This is a genomic window from Streptococcus halitosis (assembly GCF_027691175.1).
Classification (GTDB): Bacteria; Bacillota; Bacilli; order Lactobacillales; family Streptococcaceae; genus Streptococcus; species Streptococcus halitosis_A.
The window spans coordinates 1,234,752-1,254,630 of sequence record NZ_JAQFBD010000001.1 but is presented as its reverse complement, the minus strand read 5'-3'; the positions used below and the strand labels follow the sequence as shown (position 1 = coordinate 1,254,630).

The following is a 19,879-nucleotide window of genomic DNA, read 5'->3' as shown; positions in this document are numbered from 1 at the left end:
ACAGAAGAGGAGAGATATGAGTGATTTGAAAGCGATTCAGGCTCGTAGCCTGGAAATGGCTGAATATTTCGTCGCATTTTGTAAAGAACATGATTTGTTGTGCTACCTCTGTGGAGGAGGAGCTATTGGCGCCCTTCGTAATAAGGGCTTCATTCCTTGGGATGATGACTTAGACTTTTTCATGCCCCGCAAGGACTATGAAAAATTAGCAGAACTGTGGCCCCGTTATGCAGATGAGCGTTATTTCTTGTCAAAGAGTAACAAGGATTTTGTAGACCGTAACCTTTTTATTACCATTCGTGACAAGGAAACCACCTGTATCAAGCCTTATCAGAAAGATTTGGATTTGCCCCACGGTTTGGCCTTGGATGTGTTACCTTTGGATTATTATCCTAAAAATCCGGCTGAGCGTAAGAAACAGGTTCGTTGGGCCTTGATTTATTCACTCTTTTGCGCCCAAACTATCCCAGAAAAGCATGGTGCAGTCATGAAATGGGGAAGTCGCATCTTACTCGGCCTGACTCCAAAATCTCTACGTTATCGCATTTGGAAAAAAGCTGAAAAAGAAATGACCAAGTATGGTCTGGCTGAGAGCGATGGAATTACGGAATTATGCTCAGGTCCCGGCTACATGCGAAACAAATACCCAATCGCATCCTTTGAAGACAATCTTTTCTTGCCATTTGAAGGAACAGAGATGCCCATCCCAGTCGGCTATGATGCCTATCTCAGAACTGCTTTTGGGGACTATATGACACCACCACCAGCGGACAAGCAAGTACCGCATCATGATGCTGTCATAGCTGATATGGATAAGTCTTATACAGAATACAAGGGAGAATATGGAGCATGATGGGAGAAAAAATAAGCGTTATCGTTCCGGTCTACAATGTAGAAGCCTATCTGGAGCGATGTGTGGAGTCGATTCTTCAACAGACTTATGCCCATTTTGAGTTAATCTTAATCAACGATGGTTCTACTGATTCCAGCGGACAGATCTGTGATCACTTAGCATCTCAGTATGGGAATATCAAGGCTCATCATATCGAAAATGCTGGTGTTTCAAATGCTAGAAATATGGGAATTCAGCTAGCGACGGGTTCTTGGGTTACCTTTATTGATAGCGATGATTTCGTTACCCAGGATTACCTAGCTACTTTAGCTAGTGCAGTTGAGGGGTTGAATGTAGGCTTTGTTATTGCTCCTCTGCACCATATTAAAAATGGCGTTGTAACAGACCTACCTCCACATTCTGGAAAAACAGAACTCTGGTCAACAGAAGAAACCATGAAGGAACTACTGATGACCACCAGAACGTCATTTTTTCCAGTTGCAAAACTGTTTAAGAGAGACCTGCTTGCGGATGAAAGGTTTAATACAAATTATCACCTAGCTGAAGATGCCTTATTTTTAACTGAATTGCTACTAAAGACAAGATGCAGTAGCGTATTTATTGACAAGCCTGTTTATTATTATGATCATCGTGAGGGAAGTGCAACAACATCTGTTAATCAGCATGTGTTTGATACGATAGAAGTTTATCAGCAAATAATTGCTCAAGTTTCACAAGTCTTTCCTAATTTAAAATATGAATTAAAAAATAGAGAATGTTGGTCGTACATCACAGTTTACGATAAAATTATCTTTACTTCAAGTGAAGAGTATCAAAAGGAGAAGGTCGAGCTGAGGACTTGGATTGTTCAGCATCGACGCGAAATATGGAAGGATGCTTATTTCACTACTTTTCGCAAGGTAGCGATCCTTTCACTTGTCATTTCTCCATGGCTATATAAGAAAATTGTTGGATTAAAAAACTAATATCATGAGAAGGAGTTGAAAATGAATTTTTCAAAAATGGATGAATACTTTGAAAAATCAAAACCATGGATTGCGTATCTATTTGTTTTCATTTCGATTTTAAGTATGAGTTCACTGGTTTATAAGATAGCAAATCCCCTCTACAAGGGATTGTCCGCGATTGTAGTGCTTTATATTTGCTATACCTTATTGTTTAAGTGGAAAGAAATCACAGTAGATCGCAAATTTCTATCCTTATTTGGACTCTTAGCTGGAAGTCACCTGCTATCTGCTGTCTTCAATCGCTCTGGACATCTGATTGGAAATGTGATTGAAATTCTCTTCATGGTAACCTATGTTTTATTATTTACCATGTTACAATCAGGGCAACTTAAAAAATTATTTGACTGGATTGCCTATACGGTTCAAATTGTATCTTTTTCTTCAGCAATTTTTGCGTTTGGTTTATTGATAAGTAGAGTCCTCATCCTATTTAAGATTGGTGAACAATCTTATTACTATGGTGTCATGAATGGACGTCTGTGGGGGATTGTCAATCCAAATGCAAGTGCGATATTTTCATACATTAGCATTATTTTGGCTATGTATTTGATCCATAAGGGAAGTAAATATTCTGTTTATCTTAAACTGAACAATGTGATTCAATTCGTTTACTTCGCTACGATGCAAAGTCGAGGAGCCTTACTTTCTTTACTTCTCATGATTGGACTCTATAGTTTCTTTGCTACTAGAGGAAGTATCGTTAAACGATTCCTCACTTTTATAGTTGCTGGTTTGCTGATTACTGCAACTAATATTGGATTAAGCTATGTAACTTCAATCTATATCTCATCTGAAACAGCGACTGTCTTAGATTTAAACAAAGGACAATCCTATGCTGAAACAGATTCGTCTGTTACTAAGAAGAACGGTGAGCTCCATCTGATCGAAACAACACCAAGTGGTAGAACCTATATTTGGAAAAATGCCATCAAGATGGGAAGTACAAAACCAATTTTTGGTTATGGTGTACGAAATGTTCCAGATTACTATACAGAATATTTCAGTAAATTTGAGATTCAAAACTCCCTTATCGGTGGGAATTTCCATAACATTTTTGTGACCATATTTGTCAGTTCGGGAGTTCTAGGTTTGGTATCCTTCCTTCTTGTACTGGCTTATGTCATCAAGCGCTTTTTAACGTATTTGATTGTTTCAAAGAAAAATACTGATAAATTGATCATGATCCTTTTCTTCGGTATCTTGTTTGGTCAATTATTTGAAAGTCAGATTATGTATTCAACCAACTTTATTAATATCATCTTCTGGCTAGCGATTGGCTATGGACTCGTAGTCTGCAAACGGGATGAAGGAGTTCGGTACCAAGAAGTAACAGATGTCAATGAAATTCAAGAGATGGAACTTGGAATCATGGAGTATATTCATGAAGTTTGTCAGAAAATTGGGGTTAAGTATTTCTTAGCATATGGAAGTCTAATTGGTGCTGTTCGCCATCAAGGATTTATCCCTTGGGATGATGACATGGATATCTGCATGTTACGAGAAGATTATGAAAAATTGCAAGACTACCTTATCGCTAACCCTGATGAACGTTACGAGGTCATGTCTTATAAAAACAATCTCAACTATGTCTATCCCTTCATGAAAGTGCAGGATAACCATACCTACTTGCTAGAAGAAGATGTTCGCATCGATTCCAATATGGGAATCTATGTAGATATTTTCCCTGTAGATGGCTACGAGGATGACGTAGAATTTAAAAACAAGATGACGAAACTGATAAAGAAACGTCAATTGAGTTGCTACACCTTTAAAGGCATTACTAATACGAAAAGTGTACTGAATTCACTGCTACGCTATGTGTCAGTTATTATTTTCTATTTCACCAATACGAACAAATACGTTGCCCAGATTGAAGAGCTTGCAAAATCCCGTAAAGTCTCAGATTATGAGCAAGTGGATTATCTTATCTACAAAGATATGAACAAACCAGTGTGGAGACGTGAATGGCTGGAACAAGCTACTACTGGAACATTTGAAGGTAAGGAATTTACCATTCCGAAAAATTATCATGAAATTTTGACCTCAGACTACGGAGACTATATGCAATTGCCACCGGTTGAACAAAGAGTATCTCATCATGATTTTAAATTATGGAAGATTGTTAAAAGGTCTAAATGACGGGATTGGGATTAAGAAACGTTTAAAAATATAGTCAAATTTAGGAGAATAAAACCTATGTCTGAAAGAACTTTAACTCTTGAAGAAATCAAGCAAGTAGAATTGGATATTTTAAAGTATCTACATGAGCTTTGTGAACAACATCAAATCAAATACTTTATTGATTTTGGAACCTTACTAGGAGCTGTACGCCATAAAGGATTTATCCCTTGGGATGATGATACAGATATTTCCTTGGCGCGTGATGAATTTGAAAAACTGTATAAGGTTTTACAAAATGAAAATCATCCCTACTACAAATTGATTTCATTCAGAGAAACAAAGGGATACCCATACAGTTATATGAGAGTCTATGATGTAAGGACTCGTCGAGATGCTAACCTCGTAGACCCAACGGTCGTATTGGGAACTTGTGTTGACATTTTTCCATATGATGGTGTCGTAACACAAGAAAGTGACCGTAAGAAAATGAGGCTCTACAAATATTTGATTCGTCTTTCTTCTTTGAATTTTAAAGGGATCAAGTCTGAGAATGGGGGACTTAAAAACCTCCCTCGTTATATGGGATCAGCTATTTTCCGCTTAACTTCCCCACAGCTATGGAATCAAAAATTAGAGAGCCTTGCTTTGAAGTATAGTGTAGATCAAGCAACAGATCTTACTTGTACTATCTATGACCCTTATTATCCAAATGGTATAAAAAAAGAATGGCTCTATGATTTGATTGATATGCCTTATGAAAACATTGTGGTCAAGGTTCCGAGAAGGTACCATGAAGTACTTGTCTACGAATTTGGAGAAAACTATATGACTCCACCCCCTATTGAGCAGCAAGTCCCAGGAGGGGATAAAAACTACTGGATTGATTAGATTAGTAAAAGTTGCTTATTGTTAAGATAAAGGAGTTTTCAAGATGAAAAATAAATGGTTATTAAAATCAGTTAGATATAGTGTTCTCGCATTCTTTCTATTACTGATTCAGTTATCGCAAGGAGTAGATGCAGATACTATCTCTGCAGGTTCGGTCAATCGTATCCATTTCATAAATACTAAAGCAAAATCTGGAAGTGATGCCATCCTTCTGGAAAGTAATGGTCATTATGCTTTGATTGATATGGGAGAAGACTATGATTTCCCTGATGGGAGTGACCCACGCTATCCAAGCCGCTGGGGAATTTCCATGAGAAATAATCAAGTATTGGAAGATCGCTTGATTCGCCACCTGGATCAAATAGGTGTAAAAAAATTAGATTTTATTCTAGGAACTCATGTCCATAGTGACCATATTGGTGGAGCGGATGAAATACTCAATCGATATCAAGTCGGTAAGTTTTATTTGAAAAAATATTCAGATGATCGGATCACCTCACACTGGGGACTTTGGGATAATCTTTTTAATTATGATAATGCTTTGAGAGCGGCTCAAAAACGAGGGGTTACTCTTATTCAGAATATTACAGATGAGGATAGTCACTTTAAATTAGGTGATATGGATATCCAACTCTATAACTATAAGAATGAATATGATGCTGATGGGAATCTGAAAAGAGTTCGAGATGATAACTCCAACTCCATTGTTTCAGTGGTGACTGTGGCAGGAAAGAGAATCTATCTTGGTGGAGATTTGGATAATGCCGAGGGAGCAGAAGATAAGTTAGGTCCAGTTATCGGCAAGGTTGATATGATGAAATGGAACCACCATTATGATGCGACAATTTCAAATACGATTAATTTCCTTGAAAACTTATCACCAAAAATGGTTATTCAGACAACTGGTGGAGATATTAATGTTGCTTCAACCAGAGAATACCTTCAGAAGAAAAATATTCAGGTTCTTCATGCTGCTAGCCAAACTCAAGATGCTACCGTTTTTGATATTAGCGATAAAGGATTTGCTAATGTTTCAAATACCTTCCCTGATATCCCTGTAGTTGACGAAAAATGGTATCAAGAAGATGGTTATTGGAAATATCGTTTGACTGACGGAGAAATGGCTATCGGCTGGAAAGAGATTGGCGGAGCCACTTACTTCTTTAATGGAAAAGGACAAATGCAAGCAGGTCGCTGGCTTCACCTTAACGACGACTGGGGAGAAAATGCCAAAGGGAATGATTACTATCTGAACCAAAATGGTAAAATGCAAACTGGTGGTTGGTTCAAACTAGATGACTCTTGGTATTATATCCAATCAAATGGTGCTAGACGATTTAGCGAGCTCTCTGAAATTGGAGGGAAAAAGTATCTCTTTGCGGCAGATGGGAAGATGCTAACAGGACATCAAGTCTATAATGGCAAGAAGATGTTCTTTAGCGAAAGTGGTGCACTCCAAGCAGCAGGTAAGCCTTCAACTTGGCAAAAGATTGATTCTGATTGGTATTTCTATGATGAGGATGGGCTAAAGACTGTCGGTAAAAAGAATATTAATGGAAGCACGTACTACTTTAATCAAGAAGGTGTCATGCAAACTGGCTGGACCTTTGTTGATGGTCACTGGAACTATTTTGCAAGTTCTGGAGCTATGAAAACCGGCTGGGTCAAGGATCAGGAAACATGGTATTATCTGGATAAAGATGGCATCATGTTAACTGGCAGCCAAGATATCAATGGTGTTCGTTACTATTTGAATGCTAGTGGTGCCATGCAAACAGGCTGGGCCTTTGTTGATGGTCACTGGAACTATTTTGCAAGTTCTGGAGCTATGAAAACTGGTTGGATCAAGGATCAGGAAACATGGTATTATTTGGATAAAGATGGCATCATGTTAACTGGCAGCCAAGATATCAATGGTGTCCGTTACTATTTGAATGTCAGTGGTGCCATGCAAACAGGCTGGGCCTTTATTGATGGTCACTGGAACTATTTTGCAAGTTCTGGAGTTATGAAAACTGGTTGGTTGAAAGATAATGAATCATGGTATTATTTGGATCCAGAAACAGGTATCATGGCTGTAGGCTCTAAAGAAATTGACGGTAAAACCTATTTCTTCAAATCCTCAGGTATCATGCAAGTTGGATGGCAGTGGTCAAATGATTCTTGGCATTATTACGCTATGTCTGGCGCAGTCCAAACTGGTTGGTTGAAAGATGGTGATGCCTGGTATTATCTTGAAGGTAAGGAAGGCGTTATGTTAGTCGGCCTCCATCAAGTAGATGGTAAACAATATTACTTTAGTGGATCTGGTGCCATGCAAACTGGCTGGAAATGGTTTGATAATCATTATCGTTACTTTGAATCAAACGGAGCCATGAAAACTGGCTGGATAAAAGACAAAGGCGTCTGGTATTATCTAAATCCTGAAGATGGTATCATGTTGGTTGGCCTTCATAAAGTAAATGGTGATCAATATTACTTTGATTCAACAGGAGCTATGCAAACTGGTTGGAAACAGCTTGATAGTAACTGGTACTATTTCCAAGTTGATGGTTCTTTATTGAAGAATGCAACAACACCTGATGGTTACAAAGTAAACGAAGAAGGTATCTGGAAACAGGCTGTTGCTACTGCTGTGTATAGCGATGCAGTCAAGCCAGAAAAGAAACAAGAAGCTAATTCCTCTATTGTTGAACAACCTAAACAAGATTCAAATCTAGAAGCCAACGCTTCTGAAAAGAAAGAAAACGAATAAAGAGGAATCCCCTACTGGCAAATAATTTATCAGTAGGGGATTTTTTTAATTTCGTTTTATTTTAGCAAGTACTAAGTTCAGAGCATAGTGGAGTGTTTTATCTTTAGCGATAAAGAGGGTCAAGAGGTAATAGATGCCACAAGTTGCTATGGTAGACAGAACCATGAGAATCATATCGAAGTTTACTGTGTAGGAATTGATTTGGAAAATCATCTTGAAAATATAAAAGATTGGGATAAAACCAAGGGATATGAGGCTATAACGTGTTAAGGTTATAAAAATTTCTTTTAAACTAATCAGTTGGTGTTTCTTGATAAAATGAATTTCAAGTAAAACAACGATAGTTTCTGCAATAATGGTCGTAGCGATGTAGTACTCAGGTGCAAAAATATTATTGAAATACAAGATGCTATTTAATAGTATATTGGCCCCACCACCAAGGAAGTAGAAGGCGGTTAAGCGATTTTCATGGTCGTTGATAAAGATAATCTGTTTACCAAGAATCAATTCAATAGCCCAAATGATGGTACGAAAAGCGAAGACGCTAGTTACGATACCCGCTTCAAGATATTTTTCAGAAGAATAAATAACAGTTGCGTACCGTCCCAATATCATAATCCCGATACTAGTTGGAACCATAAGGAAATAGAATAAGGATGCCGCTTGATTCACGAGATAATTATAGGACTTGTAATCCTTTTTACCGAGATAGTAGCCAAGGCGCGGAATACTGACGTTGATAGCTCCACTCAAGACACTGGCAATCAACATGACGATACTATAGGCAATTGTATAATAAGAAATGTAGTTTTCATCTGGTCCCTTGGTGATAAACATTCTATCTAGCAAGGTATAAAGCATATTAGCGTTTGCTAAGAGAAGCATAGTAAAGAGTGGTTTAGAAGCTTTAGCTAATTCGACGAAACCAATCTTAACAAAAGAAACTTCTCTCTTAATCCAAAGAAAACTGAGCAGGTAGTTGAGGATAGTGGTCGCTGTCATAACGATAGCATAAGGAACGATATCATCTGCCGTTTTAACAAAGGCGAAGATAGCGACCAGCATGGTAATTCGAATAATTAATGTTTTATAGAGGATGAAGGCATAATTTTCATAAGCCTCGTTCATCCATTCGATATTGAGAAATTGGAAGAGTGCTTGGGCCCCTAGGATGTAGTAGAGGACTTTCAGATTCTCAATGCTGGTGTCAAAGAAGATAATGAGGAAGTAGATACCAGTGGTCAGGAGAGAGGTAAAAACCGAGATATAAAACAACTTAGAAAAGACGTAGTTGATTTTATTCTTGTCATCCTTGACCTTACTGATAGCTCGAATCCCGTAGTTGTATATCCCAAAGGCAGCTAGTGGAATAACAAAGCTAGCCCAGGTATTGGCCGTATTGAAATAACCGTAATTGGATTTGCTGAGAATCCGCGTCAGATAAGGGTTGGTTATCAGTGGAAAAACGATATTGAGAATATTGACCAGCAAGCTGGCCAAGGCATTTACTTTTATATTTTTCATTGAACTTTCTTTCTTAAATCTAAAATCATATCTAGTATTATATCACATTCTCGCTTCATTCTTTTGATAAAATCGTAAAAATCTAGTATAATAGATAGACTGAAAGTATGAGGTTACTAGATATGAAGATGAAACAAATTAGTGATACAACACTGAAAATCACGATGACTTTAGATGATTTGATGGATCGGGGAATGGAAATTGCAGACTTTCTCGTTCCTCAGGAAAAAACAGAAGAGTTTTTCTATGCTATTTTAGATGAATTAGAGATGCCAGACAATTTCTTGGATAGTGGTATGCTGAGTTTCCGTGTGACGCCAAAACCTGATAAGGTCGACGTCTTTGTGACCAAGTCCAAGATTGACCAAAATTTAGATTTTGAGGATCTGGCGGACCTACCAGATATGGAAGAATTAGCCCAAATGTCGCCGGATGAATTTCTCAAAACCTTGGAAAAGAGCATTGCAGACAAGACCAAGGACGATATTGAAGCTATCCAATCTCTAGAGCAGGTCGAAGCAAAGGAAGAAGAGCAAGAGCAAACAGAAACGGAGACTGAGAGTAAGAAAGAACCTTATATCTACTATATCCTGCGTTTTACAAGTCTTGCTGACTTGGTTGCTTTTGCAAAGACGGTTAACTACCAGATGGAAACATCTGAACTCTATAAGATGAATGGACACTACTATTTGACAATCTTAGTTGATGTGGAAAACCATCCTAGTCCATATCCAGCCTGGCTCTTGGCTCGTATGCGTGAATTTGCAGACGACAGTGATATCAGTCGTTCAGTCTTGCAAGAGTATGGGCAAATCTTGATCAATCACGATGCAGTTCTCGGTCTTCAAAAAATTCATTCATAGTTTTTAGAAATCAATTTTCATTTATCAGGAAAGACGAATCATGGGATTCGTTTTTTCTTTACCAGACTGAAATAGTGATTTACTATATTAGGAATTTTCGCAAAATTCTGTTATAATGGCTATATCAGAAAATTTCTAGGAGACAAACATGACAGTTAAAATTGCTTTACTTGGATTTGGTACCGTTGCAAGTGGTGTGCCATTCCTCCTAAAGGAAAATGGAGAAAAAATCGTTCAGTCAGCTCATTCGGAGATTGAAGTGGCCAAGGTATTGGTCAAGGATGAAGATGAAAAGAATCGCTTGCTTGCGGCAGGAAATGACTTTAACTTTGTAACCAATGTAGACGATATTTTATCAGACAAGGACATTACTATCGTAGTGGAATTGATGGGGCGTATCGAACCAGCTAAAACCTTTATCACTCGTGCCTTAGAAGCTGGGAAACACGTTGTTACTGCTAACAAGGACCTTTTGGCTGTCCATGGTGCAGAATTGTTAGAAATCGCTAAAAATCATAATGTAGCACTTTACTACGAAGCAGCAGTAGCTGGTGGGATTCCAATTCTCCGCACTCTAGCAAATTCATTGGCTTCTGATAAAATCACGCGCGTTCTTGGTGTCGTTAACGGAACTTCTAACTTTATGATGACCAAAATGGTCGAAGAAGGCTGGTCTTATGATGATGCTTTGGCTGAAGCTCAAAGACTTGGATTTGCAGAAAGTGACCCAACAAATGACGTGGATGGGATTGACGCAGCTTATAAGATGGTGATTTTGAGCCAATTTGCCTTTGGCATGAAGGTTGCCTTTGACGATGTAGCCCACAAGGGAATCCGCAACATCACACCAGAAGACGTAGCTGTTGCCCAAAACCTCGGCTATGTAGTGAAATTGGTAGGTTCTATCGAGGAAACTCCTTCAGGTATTGCTGCGGAAGTAACTCCAACCTTCCTTCCTAAAGCCCATCCACTTGCCAGTGTGAATGGGGTAATGAACGCTGTTTTTGTAGAATCTATTGGTATCGGTGAGTCTATGTACTACGGACCAGGTGCTGGTCAAAAACCAACTGCAACAAGTGTTGTAGCGGACATTGTCCGTATCGTTCGTCGCTTGAATGATGCCACCATTGGCAAAGACTTCAACGAATATAGCTGTGAACTTGTCTTGGCAAATCCAGAAGATGTCAAAGCTAATTATTACTTCTCAATCTTGGCGCCAGACTCAAAAGGTCAGGTCTTGAAATTGGCTGAAATCTTTAATGCTCAAGATATTTCCTTCAAGCAAATCCTCCAAGATGGCAAAGAGGGTGACAAGGCACGTGTAGTGATTATCACTCATAAGATCAATAAAGCACAACTTGAGAATGTTTCAGCTGAGTTGGCCACAGCTTCAGAATTTGACCTCTTGAATACCTTCAAGGTGTTAGGAGAATAGGATGAAGATTATTGTACCTGCAACCAGTGCCAATATCGGGCCAGGTTTTGATTCGGTCGGTGTAGCTGTTACCAAGTATCTTCAAATTGAGGTCTGTGAAGAACGAGATGAGTGGCTGATTGAACACCAGATTGGCAAATGGATTCCCCATGACGAGCGTAATCTTTTGCTTAAGATTGCCTTGCAAATTGCGCCTGATTTGCAACCGAGACGCTTGAAAATGATCAGTGATGTTCCCCTGGCGCGTGGTTTAGGTTCTTCTAGCTCGGTTATCGTTGCTGGGATTGAACTGGCCAACCAACTGGCCAAGCTCAACTTATCTGACCATGACAAATTGCAGCTGGCGACCAAGATTGAAGGACATCCTGACAATGTGGCTCCAGCTATTTATGGTAAACTCGTTATTGCAAGTTCCGTTGAAGGGCAAGTCTCTGCTATCGTAGCAGACTTCCCAGAATGTGATTTCCTAGCCTACATTCCAAACTATGAATTGCGTACTCGAGACAGTCGTGGTGTCTTGCCTAAAAAATTGCCCTACAAGGAAGCAGTTGCAGCTAGTTCTATCGCAAATGTTGCTGTTGCAGCCTTGTTAGCAGGAGATATGGTGACAGCTGGACAAGCAATCGAGGGGGACCTCTTCCACGAGCGTTATCGTCAAAGTCTGGTCCGTGAATTTGCGACGATTAAGCAAGTAGCTAAAGAGAATGGGGCCTATGCGACCTATCTCTCTGGAGCAGGGCCGACAGTTATGGTCTTGGCTTCTCATGACAAGATGCCGGCGATTAAGGCAGAATTGCAAAAGCAGTCTTTCAAAGGCAAACTGCATGATTTGAATGTTGATACCCAAGGTGTCCGTGTCGAAACAAAGTAAAGAATAGAAGATAGGATGGGGAAACTCTTGACCAGAGGGCTTCCTATCCTTTTTTTGAAAAGAAGTTTATACTCAATGAAAATCAAAGAGCAAACTAGGAAGCTAGCCGCAGGTTGCTCAAAACATGGTTTTGAGGTTGTAGATGAAACTGACGAAGTTAGCTCAAAATACTGTTTTGAGGTTGCAGATGTAAGCTGACGTGGTTTGAAGAGATTTTCGAAGAGTATTAGTTAAAAACTTGATAAAGGAGAAATAAAGATGGCAGAAATTTATCTAGCAGGTGGTTGTTTTTGGGGTTTAGAGGAATATTTTTCCCGAATTTCGGGAGTGCTAGCTACCAGTGTAGGCTACGCTAATGGGCAAGTCGAAACAACCAATTACCAGCTGCTCAAGGAAACAGACCATGCAGAGACTGTTCAAGTAATTTATGATGAGAAGGCAGTGTCACTTAGAGAAATTTTACTTTATTATTTCCGTGTTATTGATCCCTTGTCTATTAACCAACAAGGGAATGACCGTGGTCGCCAATATCGAACGGGGATCTATTATCAGGATGAAGCAGACTTGCCAGCTATCTACACAGTGGTGCAGGAGCAGGAGCGTATGCTGGGTCGAAAGATTGCAGTAGAAGTGGAGAAACTTCGCCACTACATTTTGGCTGAAGACTACCACCAAGACTATCTCAAGAAAAATCCTTCAGGTTATTGTCATATCGATGTGACCGATGCTGAGAAGCCATTGATTGACGCATCTAACTATGAAAAGCCTAGTCAAGAGGTGTTAAAGGAAAGTTTAACTGAAGAGTCTTACCGTGTTACGCAAGAAGCTGCTACAGAGGCTCCATTTAGTAATGCTTATGACCAGACCTTTGAAGAAGGGATTTATGTAGACATCACGACGGGTGAACCGCTTTTTTTCGCTAAGGATAAGTTTGCCTCAGGTTGTGGTTGGCCAAGTTTTAGTCGTCCGATTTCTAAGGAATTGATTCACTATTACAAAGATCTGAGTCATGGAATGGAGCGAATCGAGGTTCGTTCTCGGTCAGGAAATGCTCACTTGGGTCATGTTTTCACAGATGGACCTCAGGAATTAGGTGGCCTGCGTTACTGTATTAATTCTGCATCTTTGCGTTTTGTAGCTAAGGATGAGATGGAAAAAGCAGGATATGGCTATCTATTACCTTACTTAAACAAATAAAACTGAGAGGGTGGGGCTTCCCACTTTCTTCATTTCCAGAATAAGAATAGAAGGGATTTATGAAACACTTACTATCTTACTTCAAACCCTACATCAAAGAGTCGATTCTAGCACCCCTGTTCAAGCTGCTAGAAGCTGTTTTTGAACTCTTGGTTCCCATGGTGATTGCTGGGATTGTTGACCAGTCCTTGCCCCAGAGAGATCAGGGACACCTCTGGATGCAGATTGGCCTGCTCCTTATCTTTGCAGTGATTGGCGTTTTAGTGGCCTTGATAGCCCAGTTTTACTCAGCCAAGGCAGCGGTTGGATTCGCCAAGGAACTGACAGATGACCTTTATCGTCATATTCTTTCCTTACCCAAGGATAGCAGAGATCGTCTGACAACTTCTAGCTTGGTGACTCGCTTGACTTCGGATACCTACCAGATACAGACTGGTATCAATCAATTCCTGCGCCTCTTTTTGCGAGCGCCTATTATCGTCTTTGGGGCTATCTTTATGGCCTATCGCATCTCGGCTGAGCTAACTTTCTGGTTTTTAGTTATGGTTGTCATTTTGACGATTGTCATTGTCGGTCTCTCTCGACTGGTCAATCCTCTCTACAGTAGTCTCAGAAAGAAGACGGATCAGCTGGTTCAGGAAACACGCCAGCAATTGCAAGGGATGCGAGTTATTCGTGCTTTTGGTCAAGAAAAACGAGAGTTACAGATTTTTCAAACTCTTAACCAAGTTTATGCTAGATTGCAAGAAAAGACGGGTTTCTGGTCTAGTTTGTTAACACCTCTGACCTATCTGATTGTCAATGGGACTCTCCTCGTTATCATCTGGCAGGGCTATATTTCTATTCAAGGAGGTTTACTCAGTCAAGGTGCCCTCATTGCTCTTATCAACTACCTCTTGCAGATTTTGGTGGAATTGGTTAAGCTCGCCATGCTGATCAATTCCCTCAACCAATCCTATATCTCAGCCAAGCGAATCGAGGAAGTCTTCGCCGAAGCTCCAGAGGATATTCATTCAGAATTAGAACAAAAACAAGTTACCAGTGATCGGGTTTTGCAAGTCAAAGAATTAACCTTTACCTATCCTGATGCGGCTCAACCTTCTCTGAGAGATATTTCCTTTAATATGAAGCAAGGGCAAATCCTTGGTATCATTGGGGGTACGGGTTCAGGTAAATCAAGCTTGGTGCAAGTCTTACTTGGTCTTTATCCAGCAGACAAGGGGAGCATTTACCTTTATCGAGATGGACGTAGTCCTCGTAATTTGGAGCAATGGCGATCTTGGATTGCCTATGTACCCCAAAAAGTTGAACTTTTTAAAGGAACTATTCGTTCCAACTTGACTTTGGGTTTCAATCAAGAAGTGTCTGATCAGCAACTCTGGCAGGCCTTGGAGATTGCACAAGCTAAGGATTTTGTCAGTGAAAAGGAAGGACTTTTGGATGCCCTAGTTGAGGGAGGAGGTCGAAATTTCTCAGGCGGACAAAAACAAAGGCTGTCTATCGCACGAGCAGTCTTGCGCCAAGCTCCATTTCTCATCCTAGATGATGCGACCTCGGCACTGGACACCATCACTGAGTCCAAGCTCTTGAAAGCCATTCGAGAAAATCTGCCAAATACGAGCTTAATCTTGATTTCTCAACGGACTTCGACACTCCAGATGGCTGACCAGATTCTCCTCTTGGAAAAAGGTGAGCTCCTAGCTGTTGGCAAGCACGAGGATTTGATGAAGACTAGTCAAGTCTATCGTGAAATCAATGCATCCCAACATGGAAAGGAGGACTAGCATGAAACGACAAACTGCAAACCAGACGCTCAAACGTTTAGCCGTAGATTTAGCAAGCCATCCCTTCCTCCTTTTCCTAGCCTTTCTAGGAACTATTGCCCAAGTTGGCTTGTCAATTTACCTACCTATTCTGATTGGACAGGTCATTGACCAGGTCCTGGTGGCTGGTTCATCACCAGTTTTTTGGCAGATTTTCATCCAGATGATCTTGGTAGTCATAGGAAATACTCTGGTACAATGGGCAAATCCCCTTCTTTATAATCGCCTAATCTTCTCTTATACCAGAGATTTGCGAGAGCGAATCATTCATAAGCTCCATCGTTTACCGATTGCTTTTGTGGATCGGCAGGGCAGTGGAGAGATGGTCAGTCGTGTGACCACGGATATAGAACAGCTGGCAGCCGGCTTGACCATGATTTTTAACCAATTTTTCATTGGTGTCTTGATGATTTTGGTTAGTATTCTAGCCATGCTCCAAATTCACCTTCTCATGACCCTCTTGGTCTTGCTGTTGACGCCCCTGTCTATGGTGATTTCACGCTTTATTGCCAAACGTTCCTATCATCTCTTTCAGAAGCAAACAGAGACGAGGGGAATTCAGACTCAGTTAATTGAAGAATCGCTTAGCCAGCAGACTATTATCCAGTCCTTTAATGCTCAGACAGAGTTTATCCGAAGACTGCACGAGGCGAATGCCAACTACTCAGGATATTCTCAATCAGCCATCTTTTATTCATCAACGGTCAATCCTTCGACTCGCTTTGTCAATGCGCTCATTTATGCGCTTTTAGCTGGAGTAGGAGCTTATCGTATCATGATGAGGTCCACCTTGACCATCGGACGTTTAGTGACTTTTTTGAATTACGTCCAACAGTACACCAAGCCCTTTAATGATATTTCTTCTGTTTTAGCCGAGTTGCAAAGTGCTCTCGCTTGCGCAGAGCGCGTCTATGCTGTCTTAGAAAGTCCAGAGGTGGCTGAAACAGGTAAGGAAGTCTTGACCAGTGACCAAGTGAAGGGAGCTATTTCCTTTAAACAGGTCTCTTTTGGCTACAATCCTGAAAGGATCTTGATTAAGGATTTGTCTATCGATATCCCAGCTGGTAGCAAGGTGGCCATCGTTGGTCCGACAGGTGCTGGTAAGTCAACTCTTATCAATCTCCTCATGCGTTTTTATCCTATTAACTCGGGAGATATCTTGTTAGATGGGCAATCCATTTATGATTATACCCGAGCGTCATTGAGACAGCAGTTTGGCATGGTGCTCCAAGAAACCTGGCTCAAGCAAGGAACCATTCATGACAATATTGCCTTTGGAAATCCTGATGCCAGTCGGGAACAAGTGATTGCTGCTGCCAAAGCAGCCAACGCAGATTTTTTCATTAAACAGTTGCCACAGGGATACGATACTAAGTTGGAAAATGCAGGAGAATCCCTCTCTGTTGGGCAAGCCCAGCTCTTAACTATCGCCCGAGTCTTTCTAGCTATCCCAAAGATTCTTATCTTAGACGAGGCAACTTCCTCCATCGATACACGGACAGAAGTGCTGGTCCAGGATGCCTTTGCCAAACTCATGAAGGGGCGCACAAGCTTTATCATTGCTCACCGTTTGTCAACTATTCAGGATGCGGATTTGATTCTTGTCTTGGTAGATGGAGATATTGTTGAGTATGGTAACCATCAGGACCTCATGACTAGAAAGGGCAAGTATTACCAAATGCAAAAAGCTGCGGCTTTTAGCTCTGAATAATCCTTTCTATTTTGAAATATTATGGAAAAAAGTTGCCTTCGGGTAACTTTTTTGTTACAATAGCTAGAAAAATCAGGGTCTTAGAAGGAGAAAACAATGAAAGTCTATCAGCATGTAAATATCGTGACTTGTGACAAAGATTTCCATGTTTATTTGGATGGTGTCTTAGCCGTTAAGGACTCTCAAATCGTCTATGTCGGCCAAGAGGAGCCAGAGATTTTAGAGCAAGCTGAGCAGATTATAGACTATCAGGGAGCCTGGATCATGCCTGGTTTGGTCAATTGCCACACCCATTCTGCTATGACAGGCTTGCGAGGGATCCGGGATGATAGCAACCTCCATGAATGGCTCAATGACTATATCTGGCCGGCAGAAGCAGGATTTACTCCCGACATGACTACCAAGGCAGTCAAAGAAGCTCTGACAGAGATGCTCCAGTCAGGGACAACAACCTTCAACGATATGTATAATCCCAATGGTGTGGATATTGAGAGAATTTATCAGGCAGTCAAGGCATCTAAGATGCGTTGTTATTTCTCACCGACCCTCTTTTCTTCAGAGACAGAAACAACTGCTGAGACTATAAGTAGAACACGGTCCATTATAGAAGAAATCTTAGGATATAAAAATTCAAATTTCAGGGTTATGGTAGCTCCACATTCTCCGTATAGCTGTAGTAGAGACTTGCTAGAAGCGAGCTTAGATATGGCAAAAGAGCTGGACATTCCTATCCATATTCATGTGGCGGAGACTAAGGAGGAATCAGGAATTATCCTGAAACGATACGGCAAACGCCCCCTCGCATTTCTAGAAGAACTAGGTTACTTAGATCATCCGTCTGTCTTTGCTCATGGGGTCGAGTTAAACGAGCGAGAAATTGAACGCTTGGCAACTTCTCAAGTGGCTATCGCCCATAATCCTATCAGTAACCTCAAACTGGCCTCAGGGATCGCTCCAATCATCCAACTCCAAAAAGCAGGAGTAGCAGTCGGAATTGCGACAGACTCGGTTGCTTCCAATAACAATCTAGATATGTTCGAGGAAGGACGGATAGCAGCTCTTCTTCAGAAAATGAAGAGTGGAGATGCCAGCCAATTTCCTATCGAAACAGCCCTTAAGGCACTGACAATCGAAGGAGCTAAGGTTCTAGGAATGGAAAAGCAGATAGGAAGCCTAGAAGTCGGCAAGCAGGCAGATTTTCTGGTCATTAATCCTCAAGGAAAAATCCATCTCCAACCTCAGGGAAATATGCTCTCTCACCTAGTTTATGCAGTCAAAGACAGTGATGTTGATGATGTTTATATCGCTGGAGAACAGGTCGTTAAGCAGGGTCAAGTCCTGACAGTAGAACTTTAACAGAAAAATCACGAAAAATTTTAAAAAAAGTTTGCAAAAATCTTGCATTCTTTTTTTGTCTATGCTATACTTATATACGGTTTGAAAAAACTGCCTAAGACAGTAGGGGAGCTCGACTCATAAAGATCCTACCGAGGACAAAACGTATCATGTAAAAAGAAGCGTATTGTACTTTCGTGTCTAGGTTTGGGCGCGTTTTTCTTTTGAAAAAATTCCCCAAGCAAAATAATTACGGAGGTGAACACACTAATGAGTGAAGCAATTATTGCTAAAAAAGCGGAACTAGTTGACGTAGTAGCTGAAAAAATGAAAGCTGCTGCATCTATCGTCGTTGTAGACGCTCGTGGTTTGACAGTTGATCAAGATACAGTTCTTCGTCGTGAGCTTCGTGGAAGCGAAGTTGAGTATAAAGTTATTAAAAACTCAATCTTGCGTCGTGCAGCTGAAAAAGCTGGTCTTGAAGATCTTGCATCAGTATTTGTTGGACCATCTGCCGTAGCATTTTCTAATGAAGATGTTATCGCGCCAGCGAAAATCTTGAACGACTTTGCTAAAAACGCTGAAGCACTTGAAATCAAAGGTGGTGCAATCGAAGGCGCTGTCGCATCTAAAGAAGAAATCGTTGCTCTTGCAACTCTTCCAAACCGCGAAGGACTTCTTTCTATGCTCCTTTCTGTACTTCAAGCGCCAGTGCGCAACGTTGCTCTTGCAGTCAAAGCGGTTGCAGACAACAAAGAAGACGCAGCTTAATCTTAAGCTACGCAGCGTAGCATAGCTACGAAAAAACTATTATATAATTAAAAACTTATTTGGAGGAAATAACAATGGCATTGAACATTGAAAACATTATTGCTGAAATTAAAGAAGCTTCAATCCTTGAATTGAACGACCTTGTAAAAGCTATCGAAGAAGAATTTGGTGTAACTGCAGCTGCTCCTGTAGCTGTAGCTGCAGCTGGTGCTGCTGACGCTGGTGCTGCTAAAGATTCATTTGACGTTGAATTGACAGCTGCTGGTGACAAAAAAGTTGGCGTTATCAAAGCTGTACGTGAAATTACTGGTCTTGGACTTAAAGAAGCTAAAGAACTTGTTGATGGTGCACCAGGTGTCATCAAAGAAGGCGTTCCAACTGCAGAAGCTGAAGAAATCAAAGCTAAATTGGAAGAAGCTGGAGCTTCAGTTACTCTTAAATAATAGAGCAACTACTTTAGTAGCTTAAAAATATGATTAAACCGCTATTCTTAGGAGTAGCGGTTTTTCTTTATAATTGAAAAGAGAAAATTTATAAAGTGTCTCCAGTTGTTCCATAAGATTTTCATCATAAAGTTCTGGAGTTTGATTAGAGAATCATGTCAATCAAACTCCAACGCTCGATAAAGCGATGATGTATCTGTGGAAGGAGATTATGTTTGCTAAGGTATTTTTTGCAGAAATAGTGGTACAATATCCTTAGAATAGTTCAAAATTTATTTTTGC

15 protein-coding genes and 1 other annotated feature are annotated in these 19,879 nt (G+C 40.4%); of the genes, 14 read left to right on the top strand and 1 reads right to left on the bottom strand.

The window, feature by feature from the left end:
- Nucleotides 1–16 precede the first annotated feature (16 nt).
- The 5 genes from PG086_RS06095 to PG086_RS06075 are packed head-to-tail and all read left to right on the top strand — an operon-like array spanning nt 17 to nt 7,624.
- Nucleotides 17–853: a LicD family protein gene (locus PG086_RS06095; protein WP_001281443.1), complete on the top strand. Its 837-nt coding sequence runs from the start codon at nt 17–19 to the stop codon at nt 851–853.
- Complete coding sequence (locus PG086_RS06090; protein WP_167265407.1) at nt 850–1,818, top strand: glycosyltransferase family 2 protein; 969 nt, start codon at nt 850–852, stop codon at nt 1,816–1,818. The genes PG086_RS06095 and PG086_RS06090 overlap by 4 nt, the downstream gene beginning before the upstream one ends.
- 21 nt (nt 1,819–1,839) lie before the next feature.
- Nucleotides 1,840–3,999: a LicD family protein gene (locus tag PG086_RS06085; RefSeq protein WP_167265409.1), complete on the top strand. Its 2,160-nt coding sequence runs from the start codon at nt 1,840–1,842 to the stop codon at nt 3,997–3,999.
- Nucleotides 4,000–4,056: 57 nt separating this feature from the next.
- A complete protein-coding gene (locus PG086_RS06080; RefSeq protein WP_084939790.1) occupies nt 4,057–4,869 on the top strand; it encodes a LicD family protein in 813 nt (270 codons plus the stop codon).
- Between the two features lie 43 nt (nt 4,870–4,912).
- Nucleotides 4,913–7,624 (top strand): MBL fold metallo-hydrolase, encoded by a 2,712-nt coding sequence (locus tag PG086_RS06075; RefSeq protein ID WP_167265411.1) that lies wholly within the window; start codon nt 4,913–4,915, stop codon nt 7,622–7,624.
- A gap of 45 nt (nt 7,625–7,669) precedes the next feature.
- On the opposite strand, the gene PG086_RS06070 is transcribed toward PG086_RS06075, so the two are convergent.
- On the bottom strand, nt 7,670–9,148 hold the full coding sequence (locus PG086_RS06070; protein ID WP_167265413.1) for an oligosaccharide flippase family protein: 1,479 nt from the start codon (nt 9,146–9,148) through the stop codon (nt 7,670–7,672).
- 122 nt (nt 9,149–9,270) lie between these two features.
- Here PG086_RS06070 and mecA point away from each other — a divergent pair, with 122 nt between their 5' ends.
- The 9 genes from mecA to rplL all read left to right on the top strand — a co-directional run bounded on the left by mecA (nt 9,271) and on the right by rplL (nt 19,597).
- A complete protein-coding gene (gene mecA / locus PG086_RS06065; protein ID WP_167265695.1) occupies nt 9,271–10,011 on the top strand; it encodes an adaptor protein MecA in 741 nt (246 codons plus the stop codon).
- 148 nt (nt 10,012–10,159) lie between these two features.
- The gene (locus PG086_RS06060) at nt 10,160–11,446 is read left to right on the top strand and encodes a homoserine dehydrogenase (protein WP_167265415.1); all 1,287 of its coding nucleotides are present in this window, start codon (nt 10,160–10,162) and stop codon (nt 11,444–11,446) included.
- 1 nt (nt 11,447) lies between these two features.
- Nucleotides 11,448–12,317 carry a homoserine kinase gene (thrB, locus tag PG086_RS06055; RefSeq protein WP_167265416.1) on the top strand — a complete coding sequence of 290 codons (870 nt, stop codon included), beginning with the start codon at nt 11,448–11,450 and terminating at the stop codon, nt 12,315–12,317.
- A gap of 258 nt (nt 12,318–12,575) precedes the next feature.
- Entirely contained in the window at nt 12,576–13,514 is a 939-nt protein-coding gene (gene msrB, locus PG086_RS06050) for a peptide-methionine (R)-S-oxide reductase MsrB (RefSeq protein WP_084939121.1), read from the top strand.
- A 59-nt stretch (nt 13,515–13,573) separates the two neighbouring features.
- Nucleotides 13,574–15,298: an ABC transporter ATP-binding protein gene (locus PG086_RS06045; protein ID WP_270748131.1), complete on the top strand. Its 1,725-nt coding sequence runs from the start codon at nt 13,574–13,576 to the stop codon at nt 15,296–15,298.
- 1 nt (nt 15,299) lies between these two features.
- Entirely contained in the window at nt 15,300–17,048 is a 1,749-nt protein-coding gene (locus tag PG086_RS06040; protein WP_167265420.1) for an ABC transporter ATP-binding protein, read from the top strand.
- A gap of 96 nt (nt 17,049–17,144) precedes the next feature.
- Nucleotides 17,145–18,404 carry a TRZ/ATZ family protein gene (locus PG086_RS06035; protein ID WP_000870420.1) on the top strand — a complete coding sequence of 420 codons (1,260 nt, stop codon included), beginning with the start codon at nt 17,145–17,147 and terminating at the stop codon, nt 18,402–18,404.
- A gap of 75 nt (nt 18,405–18,479) precedes the next feature.
- Nucleotides 18,480–18,615, top strand: a sequence feature (ribosomal protein L10 leader region).
- A gap of 38 nt (nt 18,616–18,653) precedes the next feature.
- The gene (rplJ, locus tag PG086_RS06030) at nt 18,654–19,154 is read left to right on the top strand and encodes a 50S ribosomal protein L10 (RefSeq protein WP_001287266.1); all 501 of its coding nucleotides are present in this window, start codon (nt 18,654–18,656) and stop codon (nt 19,152–19,154) included.
- 74 nt (nt 19,155–19,228) lie between these two features.
- Nucleotides 19,229–19,597, top strand: a complete 369-nt coding sequence (rplL, locus tag PG086_RS06025) for a 50S ribosomal protein L7/L12 (protein WP_001196962.1) — start codon at nt 19,229–19,231, stop codon at nt 19,595–19,597.
- The last annotated feature ends 282 nt before the right edge of the window (nt 19,598–19,879 follow it).

Bases quoted from the DNA above. Each gene is read 5' to 3' on its own strand.
- mecA (WP_167265695.1), top strand. From the start codon at position 9,271: ATGAAGATGAAACAAATTAGTGATACAACACTGAAAATCACGATGACT.
- PG086_RS06075 (WP_167265411.1), top strand. From the start codon at position 4,913: ATGAAAAATAAATGGTTATTAAAATCAGTTAGATATAGTGTTCTCGCA.
- PG086_RS06070 (WP_167265413.1), bottom strand. From the start codon at position 9,148: ATGAAAAATATAAAAGTAAATGCCTTGGCCAGCTTGCTGGTCAATATT.
- rplJ (WP_001287266.1), top strand. From the start codon at position 18,654: ATGAGTGAAGCAATTATTGCTAAAAAAGCGGAACTAGTTGACGTAGTA.
- PG086_RS06085 (WP_167265409.1), top strand. From the start codon at position 1,840: ATGAATTTTTCAAAAATGGATGAATACTTTGAAAAATCAAAACCATGG.
- PG086_RS06060 (WP_167265415.1), top strand. From the start codon at position 10,160: ATGACAGTTAAAATTGCTTTACTTGGATTTGGTACCGTTGCAAGTGGT.
- PG086_RS06095 (WP_001281443.1), top strand. From the start codon at position 17: ATGAGTGATTTGAAAGCGATTCAGGCTCGTAGCCTGGAAATGGCTGAA.
- rplL (WP_001196962.1), top strand. From the start codon at position 19,229: ATGGCATTGAACATTGAAAACATTATTGCTGAAATTAAAGAAGCTTCA.
- PG086_RS06040 (WP_167265420.1), top strand. From the start codon at position 15,300: ATGAAACGACAAACTGCAAACCAGACGCTCAAACGTTTAGCCGTAGAT.
- PG086_RS06035 (WP_000870420.1), top strand. From the start codon at position 17,145: ATGAAAGTCTATCAGCATGTAAATATCGTGACTTGTGACAAAGATTTC.
- PG086_RS06090 (WP_167265407.1), top strand. From the start codon at position 850: ATGATGGGAGAAAAAATAAGCGTTATCGTTCCGGTCTACAATGTAGAA.
- thrB (WP_167265416.1), top strand. From the start codon at position 11,448: ATGAAGATTATTGTACCTGCAACCAGTGCCAATATCGGGCCAGGTTTT.
- PG086_RS06080 (WP_084939790.1), top strand. From the start codon at position 4,057: ATGTCTGAAAGAACTTTAACTCTTGAAGAAATCAAGCAAGTAGAATTG.
- PG086_RS06045 (WP_270748131.1), top strand. From the start codon at position 13,574: ATGAAACACTTACTATCTTACTTCAAACCCTACATCAAAGAGTCGATT.
- msrB (WP_084939121.1), top strand. From the start codon at position 12,576: ATGGCAGAAATTTATCTAGCAGGTGGTTGTTTTTGGGGTTTAGAGGAA.